Genomic DNA, 22,006 nt, shown 5'->3' with positions numbered 1-22,006 from the left:
GCCCGGCGCGCTCACCGCCGACCAGGGCGGTACGTGGGCCGTCGGGGCGTGCCGTCGCGGTCCGTGGCGACGCCGCGAGGAGTCACCGTCGAGGCGTCCCACCACAGCCGCTCGGCGGCACGGCGGGCGGTGCGGTGTCGCGCGCGCCCCGGGCCCGACGCCGCAACGGGCCCCACAGAGGTCGATCTCTACCGTATGGTGCGCTGATGCGCCCCCGTGCACCCCTGGCCCTGCTGCTCGGCCCGCTGCTCGTCGCCGGCTGCACTGATCCGGTCGTCCCGGCCGCCGGCTCGTCCGCCCCCACGACAACGCCGAGCCCGACCGTCCCCGCCGTCGACTACACCGCCTGGCAGGCGGGGCGCTCCACCCCGGTGGCCGACGGGATCTACCCCGCTCGCGGCACCGACGCGCTGGACGTCCTGCACTACGACTTGGAACTCGACTGGGCGCCGTCGACCAAGACCCTCACCGGCACGGCCACCCTGCGGATCCGGCCCACCAAGGACGCCCCCGACCTCGTCCTCGATTTCATGCCCTACCAGGTCGACGGCGTGACGTTGGACGGTACGACGGTCACCGGCGCCGTGGCCAAGGAGAAGTTGACGGTGACCGCGCCGGTCGTCACCGACAAGCCGGTGACCCTGGTGGTGAAGTACCACGGCCGACCGAGGACGACGCCGATGCCGTCGCACCGCAAGGACGTGGAGGATCTGGGCCTCACCGTCACCAAGGAGGGCGGCCTGTGGACGATGCAGGAGCCGTTCGGGGCTTTCACCTGGTACCCGTCGAACGACCAGCCGTCCGACGAAGCCCTCTACGACATCCGGGTGACCGTCCCGGCGGGTTGGACCGCGATCGCCAGCGGCACTGCGGCCGGGCAGTCCGGGAACACCTTCACCTACCGCAGCACCGACCCGGTCGCCACGTACCTGACCACCCTCGCGGTCGGCAAGTATCAGAAGCTCACCGCCAAGGGGCCGCGCGGCATCCCGCTGACCTACTGGTACCGCAAGGGCACCGACGACAAGCTGCTGCCTTACCTCAAGAAGTCCCCGCAGTACCTGACCTGGCTGGAGAAGAAGTTCGGCCCCTACCCGTTCCCCTCCGGTGGCGTCGTGGTGGTGGACTCGGAGTCCGGCATGGAGACCCAGCAGATGATCACGATGGGCCGGAAGATCGAGAACACCAAGGCCCGCCGGGAGCGCTGGGGGAGCGACCTGCTGCACGAGTACGCCCACCAGTGGTTCGGGGACTCCGTCACCCCGACCACCTGGTCCGATGTGTGGCTGAACGAGGGCTGGGCCCAGTACGCCCAGGACCTGCACACCAAGGAGACCCGGCACCTCAGCGACGCCAGCCTAGACCGGTACCTCCGCGACGCCGACGCCGCCATGCGCAAGAAGCTCGGCCCGCCCGGCAAGCCCAACCCGAAGAACTTCGCCGAGGGCAACGTCTACCTGTGCCCGGAAGCCATGCTCCACGAGATCCACCGGCAGTTGGGCGACAAGGCGTTCTTCGCGCTGGCCCGCGCCTGGGTGCAGGAACAGCGCAACACCCAGCAGGACCGCGCGTCGTTCATCGCCTTCGTCAACAAGCAGACCGGGCGCGACTTCACCAAACTCATCAACACCTGGCTGGACTCGAAGACCACGCCGAAGCCGATCACGGTCACGTGAGCCTCTTGACGGTCTTGAACGCCGTGCCCGTGCAATGTCTCGACTGACGACGTCGCTCCGCGGACTCCCCCGCGCTGTCAGGTTGATGGGGCGGTGCCGGTGATGTGTGCGATCACGGCCGAGTAGTCCCGGTCGCCGAGGCCGGCGTCCTGGGCTGCCGCGACCCACTGCCGTGCGGCCGCCGCGACCAGCAGGTCGACACCGGCCGACGCGGCGGCCGACAAGACCAGATCGGCGTCCTTACGGGCAAGTGACAGCGCGAACCGGAGCGGGAACTGACCGGACTCGACTGCCGGCCGTCGCCGATCCGCCTGCGCGCCGACGGGAGTGGCGGACAGGACCTCGAACGCCGTGTCACGGGGCAGCCCGAGCCCGTCCGCGAGAGCGAGCGCCTCACCGAGAACCGCGAGCACCCCGAAGAGGGTCGAGTTGGCGACCAGTTTGGCGGCTGCGCCGGCGCCGAGCGGTCCGACATGTATCGGCGAGCCGAGTGCGCTCAGCACCGGCGTCCATCGTTGGGCGAGCGGCTCCGGCCCTCCGACGAATATCCGAAGCGAACCGGACTCGGCCTCCGAGATGCTGCCCAGCACCGGCGCATCGAGCAGGCCGACGCCGTCGGGCAGCATCGCGGCCAACCGGCGCACGGCGGCCGGCCCGACCGTGGACATCTCCAACAGGGTCGTCGGCGCGGTGGCCCCGGCGAGGATGCCGTGCGGGCCTTCGGCCACCTGTTGCAGCGCGGCCGGGTCGGACAGCATCGTGATGACCAGGTCGGCCTGCCGGGCGCCGTCCGCCGGGCTGTCGGCGGCGACCGCGCCCCGCGCCACGAGATCGCTGGCCCGCTGTGGGGTGCGATTCCAGACAACGAGATCGTGGCCGGCGTCGAGCAATCGCCCCGCCATCCGGCTGCCCATGCCACCCAGCCCGATCACCGCGACCCTGGCCATGGCCCCATCCTGCCAGCTTCCTCCGCCCGGTGCGGTACACCGGGGTCGACTGGGTCAGCCAGGAGGCTTTCAATGCGGGAGCCAACCCGAGGAGACCTAGCCGAGGACATCCCGGTCGGGGCGGGCTGTCATCGAGGCAGGGAGCGGCAAGTAGACCTTCGTGGCCTTCCGCGAGGCGAGTTATGTCTCGCCGGTCGTCACGGCAGCGCGTCGTATCGAGTCGACGCCAGCAGCGGCGATCGCGCCGGGTCGCCGCACGGCGTCCGCCACGGTGTCGCGCGCCCTGCGTCTCTTCCACCTGGGCAGCAGGGTCAGCATGACGGCCGCGGCGCCAAGCGCCGTGACGCCACCGACGATGGCGAGCCGCACGGGCAAGGACGTCTGCTGCGGTAGGACAAAGCCAGCCAGGTCGAGGAGAAACGACTGCGCGGCCACCACCGTCAGCCCTGCCGCCACCCGGTTGAGCCGCTTGTCGAGGTGTTCGGTGCGCGACGTCGCCTCGGCGAGCAGCGACGTTCCGGCGTACTGAAGTAGCCGCTCTGCGCGGTCGTGCGCCTGGTCGACGCCGATGATCTCCCGGGCGGCCAGGAAGGTTGCGCGTCGGTCCTGGGCGGACTCCACGCGGTACGAGTCGAGTTCGTGGTAGTTGGCCCACACCCCGTCGATGAACCGGCGGAACTCGCTGTCGACGATCTGGCTCAGCGAGTCGCGGGCGAGGTCGGCGAGGATCTGCCGGCCACCGGTGATCGCACCGATCAGCAGAGACAACTCGGCGACGGCGATGTCGGCCGGTTCCAGGAGAGTCAGGATCTCGTCGAGCGGAGCGGACGGGTCGCCGTCCCAGGCGTAGGTGAAGGGCAGGAGGACCTGACACCCGGGACCCAGGACCAGTTGTGGCACGCGCGGGTCCGGAGACCAGTCCGGTCGCCGGGTAACCAGGTGGCAGTTGTACCGCACGAAGCGTGGATCGATGGAGAAGGGCCGCTCTCCGCTGCGGCCACCCCTTGGCGGCGGGATGATGTGCCCCAGCAGACCGGCTCTCCGAGCGGCATCGAACACCTCGGCGAGGACGGTCGCGTCGGCCGACCGAAGGCTGCGGTTCACGCGGGCGTCGAAGTCGGCCAGTTGGTATGCGTCGAACGGGCCGAGGTCGAGGTTGTGGCGCAGCGCGTACACCACGAGCACGGTTCCTGCGGAGAGAAATCGCGCCCGGCAGCCAACGATCTCCGTGCCGGGCAGATTCACCCCGGCCTTGACGATCGCGGTGAGGTCGGCTTCGACCGTGGTGATCGCGTTGTACGCCGCCGAGCTGAGTTCACCGGCGACCGGATGGAACTCCCCGCGACCGGGAACCCGGATCGTGTCGACGAACGGGTCGCACAAAGCGTAGTGCAGCGGGTAGGCCCTGCTCTGCAGATGCAGCACCTCGGTCATGCGCCGGCCACCGCCACATGCTCGGGAATCAGCTCGCGCTCCGGCACCGCGACCTTGCCGAGCAGGCGGCGCTGCAACTGCTCGGGGCTGTTGTCGTCGACGCGCCGACCGAGCACCGCGGACAGGTCGTCGACCGTGAGGTACGTGGCGTCCTCCGGCACGCGGTGTTCCCGGAACCAGCGGGTCTGCGCGGCCAGCACGGGATGCGCCGCCGCCGCCCTGGGCCAGTAGCTCACCACGGTGAGTGCGTCGGGATCGATGGCCGCGCCGAGCCCGATCACCGCCCGCGCCGCCTGCGGCGGCAGGTAGTAGACGAGCCCCTCGGCGACGAACGCGATCGGGCGTCCGGCGGCTATCGTCCGGACCCGTTCGACCAGCTCCTGACGTGCCGGTCCGCTGGTCAGGTCCGTCGCGATGTGCGTCACGTCGCGGTCGTCGATCAGCCCGGTCGCGCGCAGCTCCGTCACCCGCTGCCGCTTGGCTTGGATGATCTCGGGAAGGTCGACCTCGACCGCGGCCCGGAACGGCAACACCCACGGGTACGACGTGAAGCCCGCGCCGCATGACACCAGCACGGTGTCGGGGTCGCGTCGCAAAGCCTCGGTCAACACCTCCAGGACGCAACGGCCCCGCAACGACACGACCAGATCGTCGTGGGCGTAGACAGCCTCCGCGAACTCGTCCCACAGGGCACGCACCGCCGACCGCTCGCTGGCCGGGATCCAGTCCACAGCCAACGGGTCGCGCGCCAGTTCGCCGCAGCGGGCCCGTGACTCGTTGACCAGGTAGGCCGTCGCTTCGACTCCACTGTGCCTCATCGACCGGAGCCTACCGCAGCATGGCAACGGCAACCTGAAGGTGTCGTCTGTGGACAGAGCAGCCGGCTATCGCTGCGGCAGCGTGGCGTCCGGGGCGGGTGGGTCAAGGTGTTGCCGTGGGGAGACCGACCGGGGCCGCGCGGCACCGTGGTCGGGCTGGCCGACCTCGGCCCGCAGCCGGGGCCGGGCCGCGGGCTGCTGCTGCTGGACCCAACACACCAGCCGCTCCCGGACCAGGCAGCGAAGGTCCCACAGTCTGCCGCTCTCGGCAGCGCTGACCACGCCGCGGACCCGGACGGTTCCACCGGTCGCGTCGGTGACTTGCATGGTGCACACGCGGCCGTCCCACAACCGTTCGGACTCACCCGCCACGATCCGGCGCAGTTCGTCGCGCATCTCCTCGATCGGCATCGACCAGTCCACGTCGATCTCCACGGTGCCGCGCAGGGATGCGTCGGCGCGGGTCCAGTTCTGGAACGGCGTGCTGGTGAAGTACGACGAGGGCAGGATGAGCCGCCGCTCGTCCCAAATCCTGATCACCACGTACCCGAGGGTCATTTCCTCGACACGGCCGTACTCGCCCTCGACGACCACCACGTCGTCGAGCCGTAGCGCGTCACCGAAGGCGAGCTGGAGGCCGGCGAACATGTTGCCCAGGGTGGTCTGGGCGGCCAGGGCGGTGACGACGCCGACCAGCCCGGCCGAGGCGAGTATGCTCGCGCCCGCGGCCCGGGCCTGCGGGAAGGTGACCAGCATCGCTCCGACGGTGAGCACCGCGACGACCGCGAAGGCGACCCGGCGGATCACGGTGATCTGGGTATGCATGCGACGCGCGGACAGGTTGTCGTGGACGTCGACGCGGAACCGCCGAAGCGCACCGTCCGCGGCCACCTGCAGCAGCATGGCCAGCAGCCATCCGCCCGATCCGATGAGGGCGAGCCCGAGGATCCGGTACGCCACCTCGTGCCAGCCGTTGGTGGTGGCCGTCGCGATCGCCGTCCAAGCCGCAGCGAGCGCGGCGAGCAGCGCCACCGGCCGACTGGTGCGTGCGGTCAGGTCGGCCAGCACCGCCGACCGGCGGCCGAGACGCCGCAACATCCGGTGTGCGACCGTGACCAGGAGCAGGGCGATCCCCACCGCGGCCCCGACCACGATGAGCGTGACGACAACCTCTCGCACGTCGAGGCCACCTTCCCGTTGACGAAAAGCACCGGGCTGCGGCCAACATATCGAAGTCGGGGCTGGCGCAGGCGGGTACGGCGGCCGGCAGCCGCGGCGATTTCGCCGTACCCGCAGAGGTACGACTGGCAGAGACCGATCGTCCCCGACGCACCGGTCGCCTCGCTCAACCTGAGCGTCCAGGTGTAGACCATGAACCTCCTTCGCCGCCTGCAGCGAGAACTCGGGCTGACCTACCTGTTCGTCGCCCACGACCTCGCCGCCGTCGAACACATGAGCGACCGGGTGGCCGTGACGTACCTGGGCCGCATCGTCGAGGCCGGACCGGCGGCGCGGATCTATCAGCAGCCCGCCCATCCGCACACCGTCGCCCTCCTGCCGGCGGTGCCGGTGACCGATCCCCAGGTCGAGCGGCACCGCCGGTGCATCGTCCTCGCCAGCGAATTCCCAACCCGGTGGACGCGCCCGGCGGCTGCCGCTCCCGCGCCCGGTGTCCGCAGACGTGACCCGACTGAGCCGACACGGACTCGGCGTTCGCCGAGGTGGTCGCCGACCAGCGTGCCGCCTGCCTGTTCCCGCTCAAGGCGGTCCGGGAGATTCGGGCGGACCCGGTACCCGGCGGCGACGCGCACAGTGCTGAGGGTCACGTCCGCGCCGGAGCCGGCGGCTGACTCCGGGACGGGCGGCTGGGCTGCAGGGGCAACGGCCGGCCGACGGTTCAAAAGCAGTCGGCCGGGCGGTGCACCGAGCTGCCTTCACCGAGCATGGGTAGGCTGGCGCGGTCGCTCGACGCCAACCGCCCGGAAGGACGAGGATGACCGCACAGCCGTCGAGGCAGACGTTCGGCCTGGACGAGTTCGGCCTGGACGACCGGATGCGCCTGTTCGGCTACGTCACCGCCGAGAACCGGTTCGCCTACCTGTGGCTGCTGCGCGGGTTCGAGACGGCACGCTCCAGCTACCACGTGATGCTGCACGCCGCCGACGTGGCCGCCGCGATGGCGGTGCTGCACGAGGCCAACCCGGACTGCCCGGATCCGGCCGAGTTGGAGCTGCCGCGGCTGCTCGACGCACTCGTGGACTGGGGGGTGCTCGACCGGGGCCAGGACGGCACCCGCGCGACCACCCTCGCCGAATACCGCAACCGGCACTCGGTCTACCAGTTCACCGAGGCCGGCTACCGGGCCCACCGCGCCGTGGAGACCGTGCTGACCGCGACGATGGACGACACGACCCTGTCCCGGCTGGTCTTCGCCGACCTGCTGGCCGACCTGACCGCGCTCGCCGCGGCCAACGAGGCGGGCGACGCGGAGGAGGTCTACCGCAAGCTCAACCGGCTCGACCGGGCGCTGGCCGACATCGCCGAACGGGCCGCCCGCTTCTACCACATGCTCGGCGACCTGAGCCGCACCAACGACGTGCGCCCGGAGGTGTTCCTCGCCCACAAGGACGCCCTGCTGGCTCACCTGCGGGACTTCCACGACGAGCTGCAGCGCTACACGCCGCGGCTGCGCGCGGCGGTGCACGAGGTGGAGGCGACCGGCCTGGACCGGCTCATCGAGGCGGCGGCCGAGGCCGACGAGCGGCTCTTCCACACCCCGGTGGAGCGGCTGGAGGATTGGCGGCGCCGCTGGCGCGGGCTGCGGTCGTGGCTGGCGCCGCCGGGACCCGAGGGGGTCAGCGAGGCCGACCGGCTCGCCGACGCCACCATCGGCGCGATCGGCGACGTGCTGGCACTGCTGCGGAGAGTGACCGAAGCCCGGCGCGGCGGGGTGAGCCGCGAGTCGCAGCTGCGCCACCTGGCCGCCTGGTTCACCCGGGCCGGCTCCCAGGAGGCCGCGCACGCGCTCTTCGACGTCGTCTTCGGCCTGGGCGGTCCGCGGCATGTGGCGGTGGCCCACCCGGACCCGGAGGCGATCCCGACCCGACTGTCCTGGTGGGAGGCGCCAGCGGTCGAGCTGTCGCGCACCCTGGTGGCCACCGGCCGGGCACCTGGCACGGGTCGGGGCCGGCCGGCCCGGGTCGACCGTGGCGAGGACCGCCGGCACCGGCTGCGCGCCGACCAGCTCGCCCGGGAGCGCCAGCTCGCCGACGCGGCCGGCGTGCTGGCGGAGGAGGGGCTCGACGGGCTCCGGCTGGACGAGGCGCAGACCGCCGTGCTGCTGCGGCTGCTCGACATCGCCCTCGCCGCCCGGGTCGGCGGCGCCGCGCGGGCGCCGCTGGCCGCGGCCGCCCACGGCGTCCGGCTCACCCTCACCCCGACGCCGGGCCGGTTCACCACCGTCGCCACCGCCGCCGGCCGGCTTCACCTCGACGGGTACGCGTTGACCGTGGCCGCCGCGACCCACACCGCAATCCGTCGCCCCGAGCTGGTCCCGGCATGAGCGAACCGAGCAGGCACCGTTTCGCCGCCGACGTCAACGACCTGGAACTGGCCGACTACCAGCGCGCCGTCCGGCTGGTGCTGCGCCACCCGCTGATCACGGCGACCTGGCCCGACGAGCGGGCGCTGCCGCGGGTACGGCGGTTCGCCGCAACCCTGCGGCGGGACCTGTCCGAGGCGTTCGGCTACCGGCTGGAGCTGCACGGCGGCACCGCCCGGCTGGTCCGGGCGAAGGACCGCCTCGACCCCACCCAACCGGCGGTGTCGCGCACCGGCCGCCCGTTCGACCGCCAGCGGTACGCGTACCTGGCCCTGTGCCTGGCGGTCCTGGGTCGCGCCGGCATCCAGATCACCCTCAGCGAGCTTGCCGACGCGGTGGCCGCCGACGCCAACCGCATTACCGGCCTGGGGCTGGACCCCGACCAGGGCGCGGACCGGCGGGCGTTCGTGGACGCCGTCGGCTGGCTGGAGGAGCGGGGCGCGCTGCGGGTGGCCGACGGCTCCAGCGCCGCCTGGGCCAGCGACCCCGGTGCCGGCGAGGCGCTGTACGATGTGGCCCGCGATGTGGTGTTCGCGCTGTTCCGGCCGACGCGGGTGCTGCAACACGTCGACTCGGTGGCCGCGCTGCTGGACCGGTCGGCGGCCCGCAGCGGCAACGCCGAGCGGAGGCACGCCGCCCAGCTAACCCGGCGGGCGGTGGTGGAGTCCCCGGTGATCTACCTCGCCGACGTCGACCCGGCGGTCGCCAACCACCTGCGCGGCGCCGCGCTCGCCGGCGACCTGGCCCGGCTGACCGGCATGCGGCTGGAACGGCGCGCCGAAGGAGTGCTGCTGGTGGACACCGCCGGTTTCACCACCGAGCGGTTCCCGGGCACCGGCTCGGTGGCGCAGGCCGCCGTGCTGCTCGCCGTCGCGATGGCCGACCGGGCCCTCGACCCGGACGGCCGCCGGGTCCGCCGGATCGCCCCGCCGCACCCGCAGGCCGGGCACCGCGCGCTGGTCGACCGGCTCGATTCCGGCCTGCCCACCGCCACGCTGGTGCTGCTCGACGACGCCGGGTCACCGCCGCCGCCCGGTGACGAACCGGACGACGCGGCCGGCGAGGGCCGCCTGCCATTCATCACCGACAGCTTCCTGCGGGACGCAGTCGGGGAGATCCTGCGCCGGTACGGGTCCGCGTTCGGCGCCCAGTGGCACGCCGACCCGGAACGGCTACGCAGCGAGGCGGTGGCGTTGCTGGACCGGTTCGGCGCCGTCACTCGGGTGCCGGGCGGAGTTCTGGTCCGGCCGCTGACGGCCCGATACCGCAACACCGTCGCCGCGGTCCGGCACCGGGCCGCCGCCGAAACCCTCTTCTGACCTTCGGGACGTTACGTGATCGAACAACGCGCCGTGCGCCGCTTCGCGCCCACCCGCGCCGGGATCATCAACCTGTGGGACTACCGCGACGAGGAGTTCCTCTTCGTCGACGGGTGGCTGGTGCTGCGCGGGCCCAACGGTTCCGGCAAGACCAAGGCCCTGGAGGTCCTCTTCCCGTTCGTGCTCGACGGGCGGATCGAGCCGCGCCGGCTCAACCCGTTCGCCAGCGAGGACCGCACCATGAAGTCGAACCTGCTCTACCGCGGCCAGGAGGTGGCCCACGCGTACGTGTGGATGGAGTTCGGCGACGGCGACTCGTACGTGACGGTCGGCATCGGGTTGCGGGCGCACCGGCACGTCGACCGGGTGACCCGCTGGCACTTCGTCACCGACGGCCGGGTCGGGGTGGACTTCTCCCTGCTGGACGCCGACGACCGGCCGCTGACCCGGCGCGACCTGATCGACCGGCTCGGCGCCGACGCGGTGCGGGACTCCCCGGAGGAATACCGCCAGCTCGTCGACGCCCGGCTGTTCGGCCTCGGCCCAGCCCGCTACGAGCAGCTGCTCGACCTGGTGCTGACGCTGCGCAAGCCGCAGCTGGCCAAGGACCTCAACCCGGTCGAGCTGTCCCGAACCCTGCAGCGCGGGCTGCGCCCGATCGAGGAGCATCTGCTTGTGGAGGCGGCCCGCTCGTTCGACGACATGGAGGCCGTCGCCCGTACCCTCGAGGGCCTGGCCGCCGCGGACGGCGCCACCGCCGCCTTCCTCACGGTCTACTCCACCTACCTGCGCACCCACGCGCGCGCGGCCGCCGACCTGCTGACCGCGCGCCGCCGCGCGGTCGCCGCGCGGTCTGCGGCGCTCGGCGAGGCGCGTCAGGAGGCCGCCGCGGCCGCCGAGGCGGAGAGCGGATCCACCCGGCGGCTGCGGGCGGTGGAGGGCGAGCCGGGCCGGCTGCGCGCGCACCTGGACAGCCTGAAGAGCTCGGCGGCGTACCAGTCCCACGAGCAGCTCGCCGACCTGGAACGGCACGTGCACGACCTGGCCGAGGCGGCCGAGCGGGCCCGCCGTTCCGTCACCGTCGAGCAGGACGCCGCCGGACGGCGGCGCGGCGAATGGGAACGGGCCGTCCTGGCGACCCGGGACGCGCGGGCCGCCGCGGAGCGTCTCGCCGCCGATCTGCTGCTCGACGCCGAGACCGCCGGGATCGCCTGGACCGCCGCAGACGGCATTCCGGAGGGACTGCCCGCGCGGCTCGCCGCCCGGGCCGGAGCGCGCCGCGACGACGTGCGCGCCGTGCGCGAGCAGGCGGACCGGCACGCCCAAGCCGAACGTGACCACGCCCGGGCGGCCGCCGACGCGGCCGGCGCGGCCGACGCGCTCACCGAAGCCGAGCAAGCCGATCAGCGCGCCGAGCGGGCCCTGACGGACGCTCGCGGGCAGGTGCGCGCCGCCGTCGACCGGTGGGCGCAGGACCACGCCGGCCTGCTACCCGAGCTCGAACGGCCGGACCTGCCGGCCCTGCTGACCGCCGCCGTCGCCGCCGCCGGCGAGCCGGACGCGCCGACACCACGCGAGGTGTACGCGGACGCCACCGCCCCGGCCGTCGACCGGCAGCGGGACCGGCTCGCGGAGCTGACCGCGCAGCGCACGACGCTGGCCGGCCGCGTCGACGAGCTGGCGGCGGAACGGGACCGGATCGCCGCCGAACAGGACGACGCACCGCCGAACCCGGTGACCCGCCCCGCTCCGCGCGCCGGCCGGCCCGGCGCACCCCTGTGGCGGCTGGTCCGCTTCGCCGACGGGGTGCCCGACGCGAGCGCCGCGGCCATCGAGGCGGCCCTGCACGCGGCCGGCCTGCTGGACGCCTGGCTGCACCCCGACCCCGAACTGGCGGCGGACGCGGTGACCGGCGAGGATCTCGACGGCTACCTGCTGCCCCTGCCGCCGCAGCGACGGCCCTCCGGCGTGACCCTCGCTGACGTGCTGGTCGCCGAGGAGCAGCACGAGGTGCCCGCCGAACGGGTCTGCGGTCTGCTGGCCTCGGTGGCGCTGGCGGATGTGGTCGACCCGCAGGATGCGGCAGCGGTCACCGTCGGCGCCGACGGTCGGTACGCCCAGGGCGTCGGCGTCGGACGGTTCGTCAAGGCCCGCTGCGAGTACATCGGCGCGACCGCCCGGGCCGCCCGGCGCGCCGCCCGGCTCGCCGACTGCGATCGGCAGCGCGCCGCGCTCGACGCGGAGCTGCGTACGGTCGACGAGCAGCGGTCGGCGACCGAGCGGCTGCTGACCGCCGTGGTGGCCGCCGCCGGGCAGCTGCCGTCGCTCACCGGAATCCACACCGCGCTGCGCGACGTGGAGCGGACAGCGGTCACGCTGCGCAACCGGCAGGAGTCGGCAGCCGCGGCAAACGCGCGCCTGGACCAGGCCCTGGCCGAACGGGCCGCAGCCGGCGCCGCGCTGCAGCGGGCCATCGCGGAGCGGTCCCTCCCGCTGGACCGTCTGGGGGCCACCGCCGACGCCGTCGACCGGTTCGAGAAGCGGGGCGTACGTCTGGAAGGTGCACACCCGGCCACCACGCGCGCCGCCGAGCAGGAGGCCCAGGCGCAGCAGCGCCACGAGGAGGCCGTCGACCGACTCGCCGCCGCCGAGGACTTGGCCCGGATGGCAGCCGAGCGGCACCGGGAGAAGGCCGAGGCGTACCGGACGCTGCGGGCCAGCGTCGGCGCCGAGGCGGAACGGGTGCTGGCCGACGTGGCGCGCACCGCCGACGCGATCATCGCGGCGGAAGGCTCCGTCGAGCGGGCCCGCGGCGAGCTGAGCGCCGCCCAGCAGCAGCGCGCTGCCGCGGTCACCCGGGTGGAGCTGAGCGAGCAGGCCGTCGCCGCCGCGGTGACCGAGGCGCACCACGACGCGGTGCGGCTGCGCCCGTACGCCCGACCGGACCTGCTGGGACTGCTGCGCTGCCCGACGGACCTGCGGTGGCCGGCCCGGGCGACGGACGACGACCTCGCCGCGGACCTGGATCCCCAGGTGGCCGCCCTGCACGAGGCGATCCTCGCGGTCACCAGGGAACTCAGCCCGACCGAGACCTCACTCAAGCAGAGCGCCACCCGGCTCACCACCGCGCTGACCGAACTGCAGGCACAGCTGCCGGCTGCCGGACTCGACCAGCGGCCCGAGTGGGACACCGACGACGGAGTCATCATCGTCCGGGTCGCCGACGAGCAGGGACTCACCCCGGTGGCGCACTTCGCCGACCGCATCGCCCGAGAGCGACGCGACCAGGAACAACTGCTCACCGACGCCGAGCAGCGGGTGCTGGAGGACGCGCTGCTCGGCCAGCTCGCCCGGCAGATCCATCACCGCACCATCGAGGCGCGCGACCTCGTGGAGGCGATGGACACCCAGATGCGCGCCCGCCGGATGTCCTCCGGGCTGACCGTCGGGGTCGGCTGGCGGCTCGCCGACGACCTCGACGCCGAGCAGCGGGAGGTGTGCAAGTTGCTGGAACGCGACCCGGCCCGGCTGGGGCCGGCCCAGCTCACCACCATGCGGCGGCACTTCGCCACCCGGATCAAGGCAGCTAGGGCGATGCACCCCGAGCGGCCGTACCGGGAGCTGCTGGGTGAGGTGCTCGACTACCGGCAGTGGCGTACCTTCGCCTTCACCCTGCACCGACCCGGCGGCGGCACCGAGGCCCTGACCCGCGCCCGGCACAGCCAGCTCTCCGGCGGTGAACAGTCCGTGTCGCTGCACCTGCCGCTGTTCGCCGCCGCGAACGCCCTGTTCGGTTCGGCCCGGCCGGACGCGCCCCGCCTCCTCGGCTTGGACGAGGCGTTCGCGGGGGTGGACGACACCGGCCGGGGCGAACTGATGGCGTTGGCGAAACAGTTCGACCTTGACCTGTTCATGACCGGATACGACCTGTGGGCCACCCATCCGGCGGTCCGCGGTGCCGCCCACTACGACCTGTCACACTCCGCCGTCGAGCACACCGTCTCCACCCTGTTGCTGGTGTGGGACGGCTCGGTCAACGTCGCCGACTTCGACGGGACGCTGGCTCGTGCGCTCGGCTCGCCGGAGACCCGCCGCGCGCCGGGCACCGCCGATCCGATCGACCCGTCCGAACTCGTCCTCGACCTCGCCGACGAATGAGTGCAGAACCCCGGCCGCCGGCCGACCACACCGATGCGTCCGGCCAGCCGGTCACCCAGGACGGCCCCGCTGCCGGACCGCCTCGACAGACCGACCCAGGCCGGCAGCGGCTACCCGACGACCCGGGTTGGCGGCGGCTGCTCGCCGCCGCCCGGCGCAGCCTTGAGCGCACCGGCGGACGGCTCGACGTCGCCGTGACCCTGACGTCCCCCACCGACGCCGAACGACTGCTGATCATCGGGATCAGCGGCGCCCACCGGTCCGCCGGGTCGGCGCGGCTCAGCGTGCGCCTCAGCGACGTGGACGACCATCTCCGCGCGGTCCACGGCGTCGGCCTGCGCGATCTGCTCTCCGCAGCCTTCCCGCTGCGCAACCGACCCGCCGAGGCGCAGCGCGAGGCCAGAGCTCGGGAGGCCCTGCTCACCGCCGCCCGGGCCGGCCGGCACGCCAACGCCGGCTGGTACGGCGCCTGGCTCGACACCCTGCGTCGCGACGGCACCCTCACCCGCGCCGTACGGACCGGCCTGCCGTTCCGTGACGTGCTGCGGGTGCTCGACGCCCTACCCGCACCGGACGAGCCCGTCCCGGTCTTCGCCGACCGGGTACTCGACGACACGAAAGCCCTGGCCGAGGGCCCGCTGCGAGGTCTCGTGCTGCGGGCCCTCGCCGCCTGGCAACAGCTGCCGGTTCCCGCCGGCGGCGAGCCCGAGCGTGCCCTGTGGGAATCCGTCGGGCTGGTCCCCGACGACCTCGCCAGCCAGGTGCTGGTGCTCAACGTGCCCGCCACCGGCGGCCCGCTCGGACGGTGGCTGACCGAGGCCGCCGATGCGGGCGTGCCGGTGCGGGTCACCCTGCACCAACTCCGTCTCACCCCCCTCACGCTGACCTGCGACGAGATCTTCGTCTGCGAGAACCCGGCCGTGCTCCGGGCGGCCACCTCCGCGCTCGGCCCGCAGGCGCCCCCGCTGATCTGCACCGAAGGCGTGCCCTCGGTGGCGGTGCACACCCTGCTGCGCGCAGCGCAGAACACCCTGATCCGATGGCGCAACGACCTGGACTGGACCGGTGTACGACTGACCGCCGCGGCCCTCGCACGTCACCAGACGGCGGTTCCCTGGCGGATGACCACCACCGAGTACGAGCCCGCCGCAGTGTCGGGTCCGGCCATGATCGGTGCCCCCGCCCCGACGCCGTGGGACCCGCCGCTGTTCGATGCCATGCGCCGTGCCGGACGCGCGGTGATGGAGGAGCGGCTGATCGACCTACTGCTCAACGATCTGCGCGAAGCGGGGCGGCGGCGCCCGTCCGGTTCGGCAGTGCTTACCTGAGCGGCGACCTCGTCGCGGTACCGCAAGGGCACCGACGACAAGCTGCTGCCTCACCTGAGAGAGTTCACCTGGACGGTTGCCGCCGCGCGGCTACCGGCGCATGAGCCGGCCCAGCGGCCCCTCGCGGAGCCCCTCGCTCGTGACCGCGTGGTAGGCGATCATGATCACGATTCCGACCAGGCCGAGCAGCGGGTTGAGGAACCAGCCGATCGCTGCGGCCAGGCCGTAGAGCACCAGCCCGGTCAACGGCCGCAGGCTCTGGGTACGGAAGTAGCCGCCGGGCAGGTCCGGGGTGGCCAGCGCCGAGTGCCGGCGGAGGTACCGGAAGGCCACCAGCCAGGGGGCCGACATGATCGCGGCCGCCAGGGCGTAGAAGGTGACGGCGGTACGCAGGTCGTCGCGATCACCCTCGGCCAGCGCGGCGGCGAGCACGGCGGTCGGGAACGGGATGATCACCACGCCGAAGAGGATGCCGAGGTTGATCCAGTTCAGACCCGGGGTCACCGCGTGGATTCGACGGAACAGCGCGTGGTGGTTGAGCCAGAGGACCCCCACGTAGAGGAACGACAGCACGAAGGCCAGGTAGGACGACCACTCCCCGCGCAGGCCGGCGAGCAGCCCGCCGGGCTCGGTGTGCGGCACCCGCAGCTCCAGCACCAGCAGGGTGATGATGATCGCGAAGACGCCGTCGCTGAGCGCCTTCGCCCGGTCGGTGTCCGCGGGCTGCCCCGTCGCCGCCGAGTCCCGATCGCTCGTCTTCATGGTGGTGACACGCCCGCTTTCCTGACCTGGCTCTCGCGTGACACCGCCGACGGCGGACAGCACGCACCGTGATCGGAGCATTACCGCAAATGTGTAGTGTGTCCACTTCTCCCACCTGATGTCAGCCGATCGTTCGATCTAGGTCGGCCGCGCAGTGATTAGCATCGGCGCGATTCGCGGCAGAGGAATGGAGACGCAATGAACCAGAAGCTTCAGACCCGTGCGTTCGAGCAGGTCGCGCCGATCCTGCAGGCCGGTGAGCAGCCGGCGGTGGCGACGCGGGCGATGGTCGGCAAGTTCTCGTCCGGTCGGCTCGGGACGGTCGTCAGCCAGGCGGTGGTGCTCGAGGCCGCCGGAGCGTTGGGGGCGGCGCTGGTGTCGAACCGTAAGCAGTTCGTCGTGCTCACCGACCGTCGACTGATCTTCCTGACCCAGACGTTCCTGGGCGGCCCCGGTAAGAAGGTGCTCGGTGAGGTGCCCCGCGAGCAGGTCTCGCTGGCCGAGGTCAAGATGGGCGTCGTGAGCCTGCTGCGCCTCGCGTTCGGCACTGCGGGTGACGGCGTGGCTCTCACCTTCCCCCGGGTGGACAAGAAGAACGCCGAGTCGCTCGCGGAAGCCCTGCGGCCCGCTCCGGCCGCCTGATCGCCCGGCCCGCGTCCGAGATCGGCTCGCTGAACAGCGTCGTGCTCGCCGTCGTCAGGGGCGGCGAGCTCCACGTCTTCCGGACCGAACTACTGCCGGCCCGAGCCGATCAGCTGCCGGCGCGGGAGCCCGGACCGCAGGTCACGCCGCGACCGGGCCGCACGCCGCTCGTGCGATGTGCTCGGCCACGGTTGCGGCGCCCTTGGCCGAGAGCAGGATCGTGTAGTGGTTGACGTCGGACACCATCGTCGTCGTGAGGCGATCGGGGTCGACCCCGGCGGCCGTCAGGCGGGCCTCGTCGTACAGGCCCTGCGGCTCGTCGAGGATGCCGCGCTCGCACCACAGCAGCGTCGCCGGGCACCGGATCCACTGAGCCGCGGTCGTCGTCTGCTCGTCCAGCAACGTGTCGGTGGCGTCCCGGCGTACCGCCTCCAGGGCGCAGGAGGAGCGCAGCGCCGGCGGTTCGCCGACGAGGTCGCGCAGCGCGTAGTCACGCACCGCGGGTGACCAGTGCGCGGACAGCGCCGGGTGCGCCCGCCAGAACTCCAGGTACGCCCGCTCGCTGTCGAAGGTCATCTGCAGCCGGCGCATGGCCGGGCCGATGACGGCCTCCAGGACGTCGTCGATGTTCGCCGCCTCGGGCACCTGCAGCGTGACACCGCCGTCGACCAGCAGCACCGACGAGACGCGGTCCGGGTGGCGCAGCGCGGCGACGGCGGCGACGAACGCGCCCATCGAGTGCCCGACGACCGGCGCCCGCTCGAGGCCCAGGTGATCGAGGACGGCGATGAGGTCGTCGGCGTGCTGGGCCAGCCCGTACGGGCCGGGGAGGGCGGCGCTGCGGGCGCGGCCGCGCAGGTCCGCGGCGATCAGGGTGGCGCGGCCGGCCAGGGCGTCGGCGACCGGAGCCCAGGACAGGGCGTTGGCGGTGATGCCGTGCGCGGCCAGCACGGTCGGGCCGGTCCCGCCGGGCCAGCGGCACAGCCGGAGGGTGCCGCCGGCGACGGGGACGTCGAGTTCTCCGGGCTTCACGGCTGCTCCTCGGTGACGACCTTGGGACGGCGGAAGGTGGCGTCGCGGTAGGTGGCGAGTTCGGCGGCGAGGCGGGCCTTCAGCTCGAGGCGCTTGGCCTTGCCGGTTGCCGTGTAGGGCACGTCGTCGCCGAAGACGACGACTTTGGGCTGGTGGGCGAAGTCGAGGCGGGCCGCGCAGTGGTCGAGGACGTCCTGCGCGGTCAGCGGCCCGTCGGCCACCACGTATGCGGCGATCTCGTCGCCGTAGACCCGGTGCTCGAACGGCACGGCGAGGGCGAACGCCACCCGCGGATGGGTGCGCAGCACCTCGTCGATCTCGAACGGGGAGATGTTGTGCCCACCCCGGATGATCAGTTCCTTCATCCGTCCGGTGATGAAGAAGACCGGGCGCCCGTCCGGGCCGGGACGCCAGAAGCCCTCATCGCCGGTGTGGAACCATCCGCCGCGGAACGCGTCGGCGGTGGCGTCGGGGCGCCCGGCGTACTCCCGCATGATGATCGCGCCGCGGACCGCGAGCTCACCGCGGACTTCGGCGGGCAGCTCCTGCCCGGTCGCCGGGTGCAGCACCGCCATCTGCGCGTGCGGCAGCGCGCTGCCGATGCTGGGGAAGCCGGAGTCGGCATGCCAGTGACGGCGCTGCTGCTCGGGGAGAGCGGGCATGGCGCAGGCGACGCAGGTGGTCTCCGACAGGCCGTAGATGTGCCGGATCGGGACGCCGAAGCGCTTCTCGAAGTCCAGGGCGGTCTCCACCAGCAGCGGGCCCGCGCCGCACAGCACCTCGGTGAAGTACCCGGGTGCCGTGCCGTCGCCGGCGAGCAGGAACTCCAGCAGGGTCGGCACCAGGCTGGCGGTGGTCGCCCCCTCGGCGGCCACGTCGGTCCAGAACTGCTCGGTGCGGAACCGGTCGGTCAGGACCGTGGACGCACCCGTGTGCCAGGGCAGCAGGCTGGAGATGACCAGGGCGTTGGCGTGGTGCACCGGCAGCACCGTGTAGACCCGCGTGTCGCCATCCCAGGCGAAGATGCGCGCGAGGGCGTCCAGGTCGGTCAGCAGGTTGCCGACCGTGGTGATGATGCCCTTGGGCTCACCGGTGGTGCCGCTGGTGTAGAGGCGCAGCGCGGCGACGTCCAGGCCGACCGCCGGGTCCTCGACCGGGGTAGCGGTGTCGGTCGGCAACTCGTCGGTGTGGTGCAGCGGCAGGGCGGACGCCGCGGCGAGCGCGGTGGCCCGCTCGGTGTGCTCCGGCGCGTGGACGAGCAGGCGCGCCGTCGAGTCGCGCAGCACGAACACCTGCCGGTCGGTGGCCTCCTGCGCGTTCAGCGGCGCGCAGCACGCCCCGATCAGCCAGCACCCGTACGCCACCGCGAGCGCCTCGGCGGTGTTGCCGGCGAGAGTCGCCACCGCGTCGCCCGGTGCGATGCCCCGCCCGCGCAGCCAGGCCGCCGTCGCCTCGACCCGGGACCGCCACTGGCCGACCGTCCAGGCGCGCCGGATCCCCCGCCCGTGGTGCAGCTCGGTCAGGTAGGGAGCGTGGTGGTCGGTGCGGTCACGGAGGAAGGCGGCGAACCCCGACCAGCGCGGCCGGAAGTCGTCAACGGGCTGGCGCGGGTCGGATGTGCGGGGCTCCATGTGCGAAACCTAGGCTCGATCAGCCGTTCGGGCGATGGGGGATGCACACATCTCTGGGCCGGCCGGATGGCGGATCCCACCACGTGGGCCGGGACGAGCGGGGCGGACGAGGTCGGCCACCCACGCCTGCACCACGTGCCCATTCACCGGCTCACCCCCCGGGGCTTGCGCCCCTGTTCACAGACAAGTCTGTGCAAGGGCAGGCTGGATTTGGTCTCCTAAGGCGCGGTTGAAGCGAGGTTGTCGGTAGACAGACCCGTCTGTTAGCTTGAGTTCCGCGCCCGGTGGGAGTTCGCCGCCGGACGTCCACCAGAGCCTTCACCAGGGGGAGCAGCACCATGAAGATCGCAGTTCTGGGCACCGGAATGGTCGGCCAGGCGCTGGCCGGCCGCCTCGCGGAGCTGGGCCACGAGGTCACCGTCGGCACCCGCGACGTCGCGTCGACGCTGGCCAGGACCACCCCCGACGGGATGGGCAACCCGCCCTACGCCGCCTGGGCCGCCGAACACCCGCAGGTGCGCCTGGCCCCGTTCGCCGATGCCGCCGCCGGCGCCGAACTGCTGGTCAACGCCACCTCCGGCAACGTGTCGATCGCGGCGCTGCGGGCCGCCGGCACCGAGAACCTGGCCGGCAAGATTCTCATCGACATCGCCAACCCGCTGGACTTCGGCAACGGATTCCCGCCCACCCTGTTCGTCAAGGACACCGACAGCCTCGGCGAGCAGATCCAGGCTGCCTTCCCGCAGCTGCGCGTGGTCAAGACGCTCAACACGCTCACCGCGGCGCTGATGGTCAACCCGAAGACCCTCGCCGACGGCGACCACTCGATCTTCGTGTCCGGCAACGACACCGAAGCCAAGAAGACCGTCGCCGGCCTCCTGGAATCCTTCGGCCACACCGACGTCATCGACCTGGGCGACATCACCACCGCCCGCGGCACCGAGATGCTGCTGCCGGTGTGGCTGCGCCTGATGGGCGCCCTGAACACCCCGATGTTCAACTTCAAGATCGTCCGATGACCGCCCGCTGGCCGGGCCGCCCGGCCACCGGCACCGGCCCTCATGAGCCGGATCCCGCCGCCCCCGCTCGGCAGCGGCGGCGGGCGGCGCGACCGGAACCACGACGACGGACGGCAGCTCGGCGATGAGACTCGGCCTACACCCGGTCAACTTCGACTTTCCCGGCGGCCCCGCCGCGATCGGCCCGACCCCGCCCCGGGTCGGCGCCGCGACCGGCACCCTCCGGGATCCCCGGTTTCGGGTACGGTCCGCCACCGGATCGAACACAGTGGTGGCGTGACCGGACTGCGTACCGACCTCTACGAGCTGCGGATGGCGGCGAGCTACCTGCACCGCGGCATGGTGGACCAGGCAACCTTCAGCCTCTTCGTCCGCCGCCTGCCGCCCCGGCGCGGCTTCCTGGTCGCGGCCGGCCTGGCCGAGGCGCTCGCCTTCCTGGAGACCTTCGCCTTCGACGACGACGAACTGGGCTACCTGCGCGACGTCGGCGGCTTCGACGAGCCCACCCTGGCGGCACTGGCCGGAGTGCGGTTCACCGGCGACGTCCGGGCCGTGCCGGAAGGCCGGGTCGTCTTCGCCGACGAACCGTTGCTCGAGGTGACCGCGCCGATCGCAGAGGCGCAGCTGGTGGAGACCGGGGTGCTCAACCTGCTCACCTTCCACACCACGGTGGCCAGCAAGGCCGCCCGCTGCCGGCTCGCCGCCGGCGGCGCGCAGCTGGTCGACTTCGCGTTCCGCCGTACGCACGGCATCGAAGCCGGTGCGGGCGTGGCGCGGGCGTCGGTCATCGCCGGGTTCGCCGCGACCAGCCACGTCGAGGCCGCCCGGCACTACGGGCTCAAGCCGTCCGGGACGATGGCCCACTCGTACGTCGAGGCATTCCCCGACGAGCGCGCGGCGTTCCGGGCGTTCGCCACCGACTTTCCCGAGAACCCGGTTTTCCTCGTGGACACCTACGACACGCCGGCCGGTGTGCGGGCCGCCGTGGACGTCATCGCCGAACTCGGCCTGACCGGGCCGGTCGGCGTACGGCTCGACTCCGGCGACCTGGTGGCGCTGTCCCGGCAGACCCGCGCGATCCTCGACGGCGCCGGGCTGCAACGGGCCCAGATCATCGCCAGCGGCAGCCTCGACGAGGACGTCATCGCGGCGCTGGTCGCCCAGGACGCCCCGATCGACGCGTACGGGGTCGGCACCAAGATGGGCGTCTCCTACGACGCGCCGTCGCTGGACAGCGCCTACAAGCTGGTCGCGTACGGTGACCGCCCGGTGCTCAAACTTTCGCCCGGCAAGGCCACCCTGCCCGGCCCCAAGCAGGTCTTCCGGGCCCCCTCAGGCGCCGACGGGGACCTGGTGGGCCTGCGCGACGAGCCCGCGCCGGTCGACCGCGAGCCGCTGCTGGTACCGGTCATGCGCGGCGGCCGTCGCCTCGACGCCGCGGACCCGGCCGGCGAGGTGAGCGCCGCGCGCCGCCGCTTTGACACCGACCTCGCCTGGCTGCCGGAAGCGGCCCGCCGGCTGGCCGACCCGACGCCGCTGACCGCCACGGTCAGCCCAAGGCTGGCCGAACTCCACGACCGACTGACCACGCGGCTGGCGCACGCCGGCTCCTACTGATCACCAACCGCCTCGGTGGCGT

Annotated in this window: 15 protein-coding genes and 1 pseudogene; 9 read left to right on the top strand and 7 right to left on the bottom strand. The window is 72.8% G+C overall.

From position 1 onward, the window contains the following. Positions 1-206: 206 nt before the first annotated feature. Positions 207-1,676 (top strand): M1 family metallopeptidase, encoded by a 1,470-nt coding sequence (locus ACL02O_RS25560; protein WP_412820701.1) that lies wholly within the window; start codon positions 207-209, stop codon positions 1,674-1,676. Between the two features lie 77 nt (positions 1,677-1,753). Here ACL02O_RS25560 and ACL02O_RS25555 read toward each other — a convergent pair whose 3' ends face one another. The 4 genes from ACL02O_RS25555 to ACL02O_RS25540 all read right to left on the bottom strand — a co-directional run bounded on the left by ACL02O_RS25555 (position 1,754) and on the right by ACL02O_RS25540 (position 6,054). After that, entirely contained in the window at positions 1,754-2,623 is an 870-nt protein-coding gene (locus ACL02O_RS25555; protein ID WP_412820700.1) for an NAD(P)-dependent oxidoreductase, read from the bottom strand. Positions 2,624-2,803: 180 nt separating this feature from the next. After that, positions 2,804-4,057: a hypothetical protein gene (locus ACL02O_RS25550; RefSeq protein WP_412820699.1), complete on the bottom strand. Its 1,254-nt coding sequence runs from the start codon at positions 4,055-4,057 to the stop codon at positions 2,804-2,806. Further along, complete coding sequence (locus ACL02O_RS25545) at positions 4,054-4,875, bottom strand: class I SAM-dependent methyltransferase (RefSeq protein WP_412820698.1); 822 nt, start codon at positions 4,873-4,875, stop codon at positions 4,054-4,056. Before ACL02O_RS25545 ends, ACL02O_RS25550 begins: the two co-directional genes overlap by 4 nt. A gap of 66 nt (positions 4,876-4,941) precedes the next feature. Continuing rightward, positions 4,942-6,054 carry a mechanosensitive ion channel family protein gene (locus tag ACL02O_RS25540; RefSeq protein WP_412820697.1) on the bottom strand — a complete coding sequence of 371 codons (1,113 nt, stop codon included), beginning with the start codon at positions 6,052-6,054 and terminating at the stop codon, positions 4,942-4,944. 42 nt (positions 6,055-6,096) lie between these two features. Here ACL02O_RS25540 and ACL02O_RS25535 point away from each other — a divergent pair. The 5 genes and pseudogenes from ACL02O_RS25535 to ACL02O_RS25515 all read left to right on the top strand — a co-directional run. Continuing rightward, positions 6,097-6,725 (top strand): annotated as a pseudogene (locus ACL02O_RS25535) (oligopeptide/dipeptide ABC transporter ATP-binding protein); the annotation flags it as partial. Positions 6,726-6,868: 143 nt separating this feature from the next. After that, a complete protein-coding gene (locus ACL02O_RS25530) occupies positions 6,869-8,437 on the top strand; it encodes a TIGR02677 family protein (RefSeq protein ID WP_412820696.1) in 1,569 nt (522 codons plus the stop codon). Continuing rightward, complete coding sequence (locus ACL02O_RS25525; protein ID WP_412820695.1) at positions 8,434-9,795, top strand: TIGR02678 family protein; 1,362 nt, start codon at positions 8,434-8,436, stop codon at positions 9,793-9,795. Before ACL02O_RS25530 ends, ACL02O_RS25525 begins: the two co-directional genes overlap by 4 nt. A 15-nt stretch (positions 9,796-9,810) precedes the next feature. Next, positions 9,811-13,953, top strand: a complete 4,143-nt coding sequence (locus ACL02O_RS25520) for a TIGR02680 family protein (RefSeq protein WP_412820694.1) — start codon at positions 9,811-9,813, stop codon at positions 13,951-13,953. After that, positions 13,950-15,281 carry a TIGR02679 domain-containing protein gene (locus ACL02O_RS25515; protein WP_412820693.1) on the top strand — a complete coding sequence of 444 codons (1,332 nt, stop codon included), beginning with the start codon at positions 13,950-13,952 and terminating at the stop codon, positions 15,279-15,281. Before ACL02O_RS25520 ends, ACL02O_RS25515 begins: the two co-directional genes overlap by 4 nt. Positions 15,282-15,371: 90 nt before the next feature. On the opposite strand, the gene ACL02O_RS25510 is transcribed toward ACL02O_RS25515, so the two are convergent. After that, positions 15,372-16,043, bottom strand: coding sequence for a TMEM175 family protein (locus tag ACL02O_RS25510; RefSeq protein WP_412820692.1), 672 nt, complete (start codon positions 16,041-16,043; stop codon positions 15,372-15,374). Positions 16,044-16,241: 198 nt separating this feature from the next. Between ACL02O_RS25510 and ACL02O_RS25505 the strand changes: the two genes are divergently transcribed. Beyond that, positions 16,242-16,685: a hypothetical protein gene (locus tag ACL02O_RS25505; RefSeq protein WP_412820691.1), complete on the top strand. Its 444-nt coding sequence runs from the start codon at positions 16,242-16,244 to the stop codon at positions 16,683-16,685. Positions 16,686-16,826: 141 nt separating this feature from the next. Here the strand turns inward: ACL02O_RS25505 and ACL02O_RS25500 are convergent, their stop codons facing one another. Continuing rightward, entirely contained in the window at positions 16,827-17,717 is an 891-nt protein-coding gene (locus ACL02O_RS25500; protein ID WP_412820690.1) for an alpha/beta hydrolase, read from the bottom strand. Beyond that, a complete protein-coding gene (locus tag ACL02O_RS25495) occupies positions 17,714-19,348 on the bottom strand; it encodes a class I adenylate-forming enzyme family protein (RefSeq protein ID WP_412820689.1) in 1,635 nt (544 codons plus the stop codon). The genes ACL02O_RS25500 and ACL02O_RS25495 overlap by 4 nt, the downstream gene beginning before the upstream one ends. A gap of 338 nt (positions 19,349-19,686) precedes the next feature. On the opposite strand from ACL02O_RS25495, the gene ACL02O_RS25490 reads away from it, so the two are divergent. After that, positions 19,687-20,367: an NADPH-dependent F420 reductase gene (locus tag ACL02O_RS25490; RefSeq protein ID WP_412820688.1), complete on the top strand. Its 681-nt coding sequence runs from the start codon at positions 19,687-19,689 to the stop codon at positions 20,365-20,367. Positions 20,368-20,643: 276 nt separating this feature from the next. Next, positions 20,644-21,984: a nicotinate phosphoribosyltransferase gene (locus tag ACL02O_RS25485; protein WP_412820687.1), complete on the top strand. Its 1,341-nt coding sequence runs from the start codon at positions 20,644-20,646 to the stop codon at positions 21,982-21,984. Positions 21,985-22,006 lie beyond the last annotated feature (22 nt).

Origin of the sequence: Micromonospora mangrovicola (assembly GCF_047200535.1) — a bacterium.
In the GTDB taxonomy this organism is placed as follows: domain Bacteria; phylum Actinomycetota; class Actinomycetes; order Mycobacteriales; family Micromonosporaceae; genus Micromonospora.
This window is presented reverse-complemented; position numbering and strand designations above follow the sequence as displayed.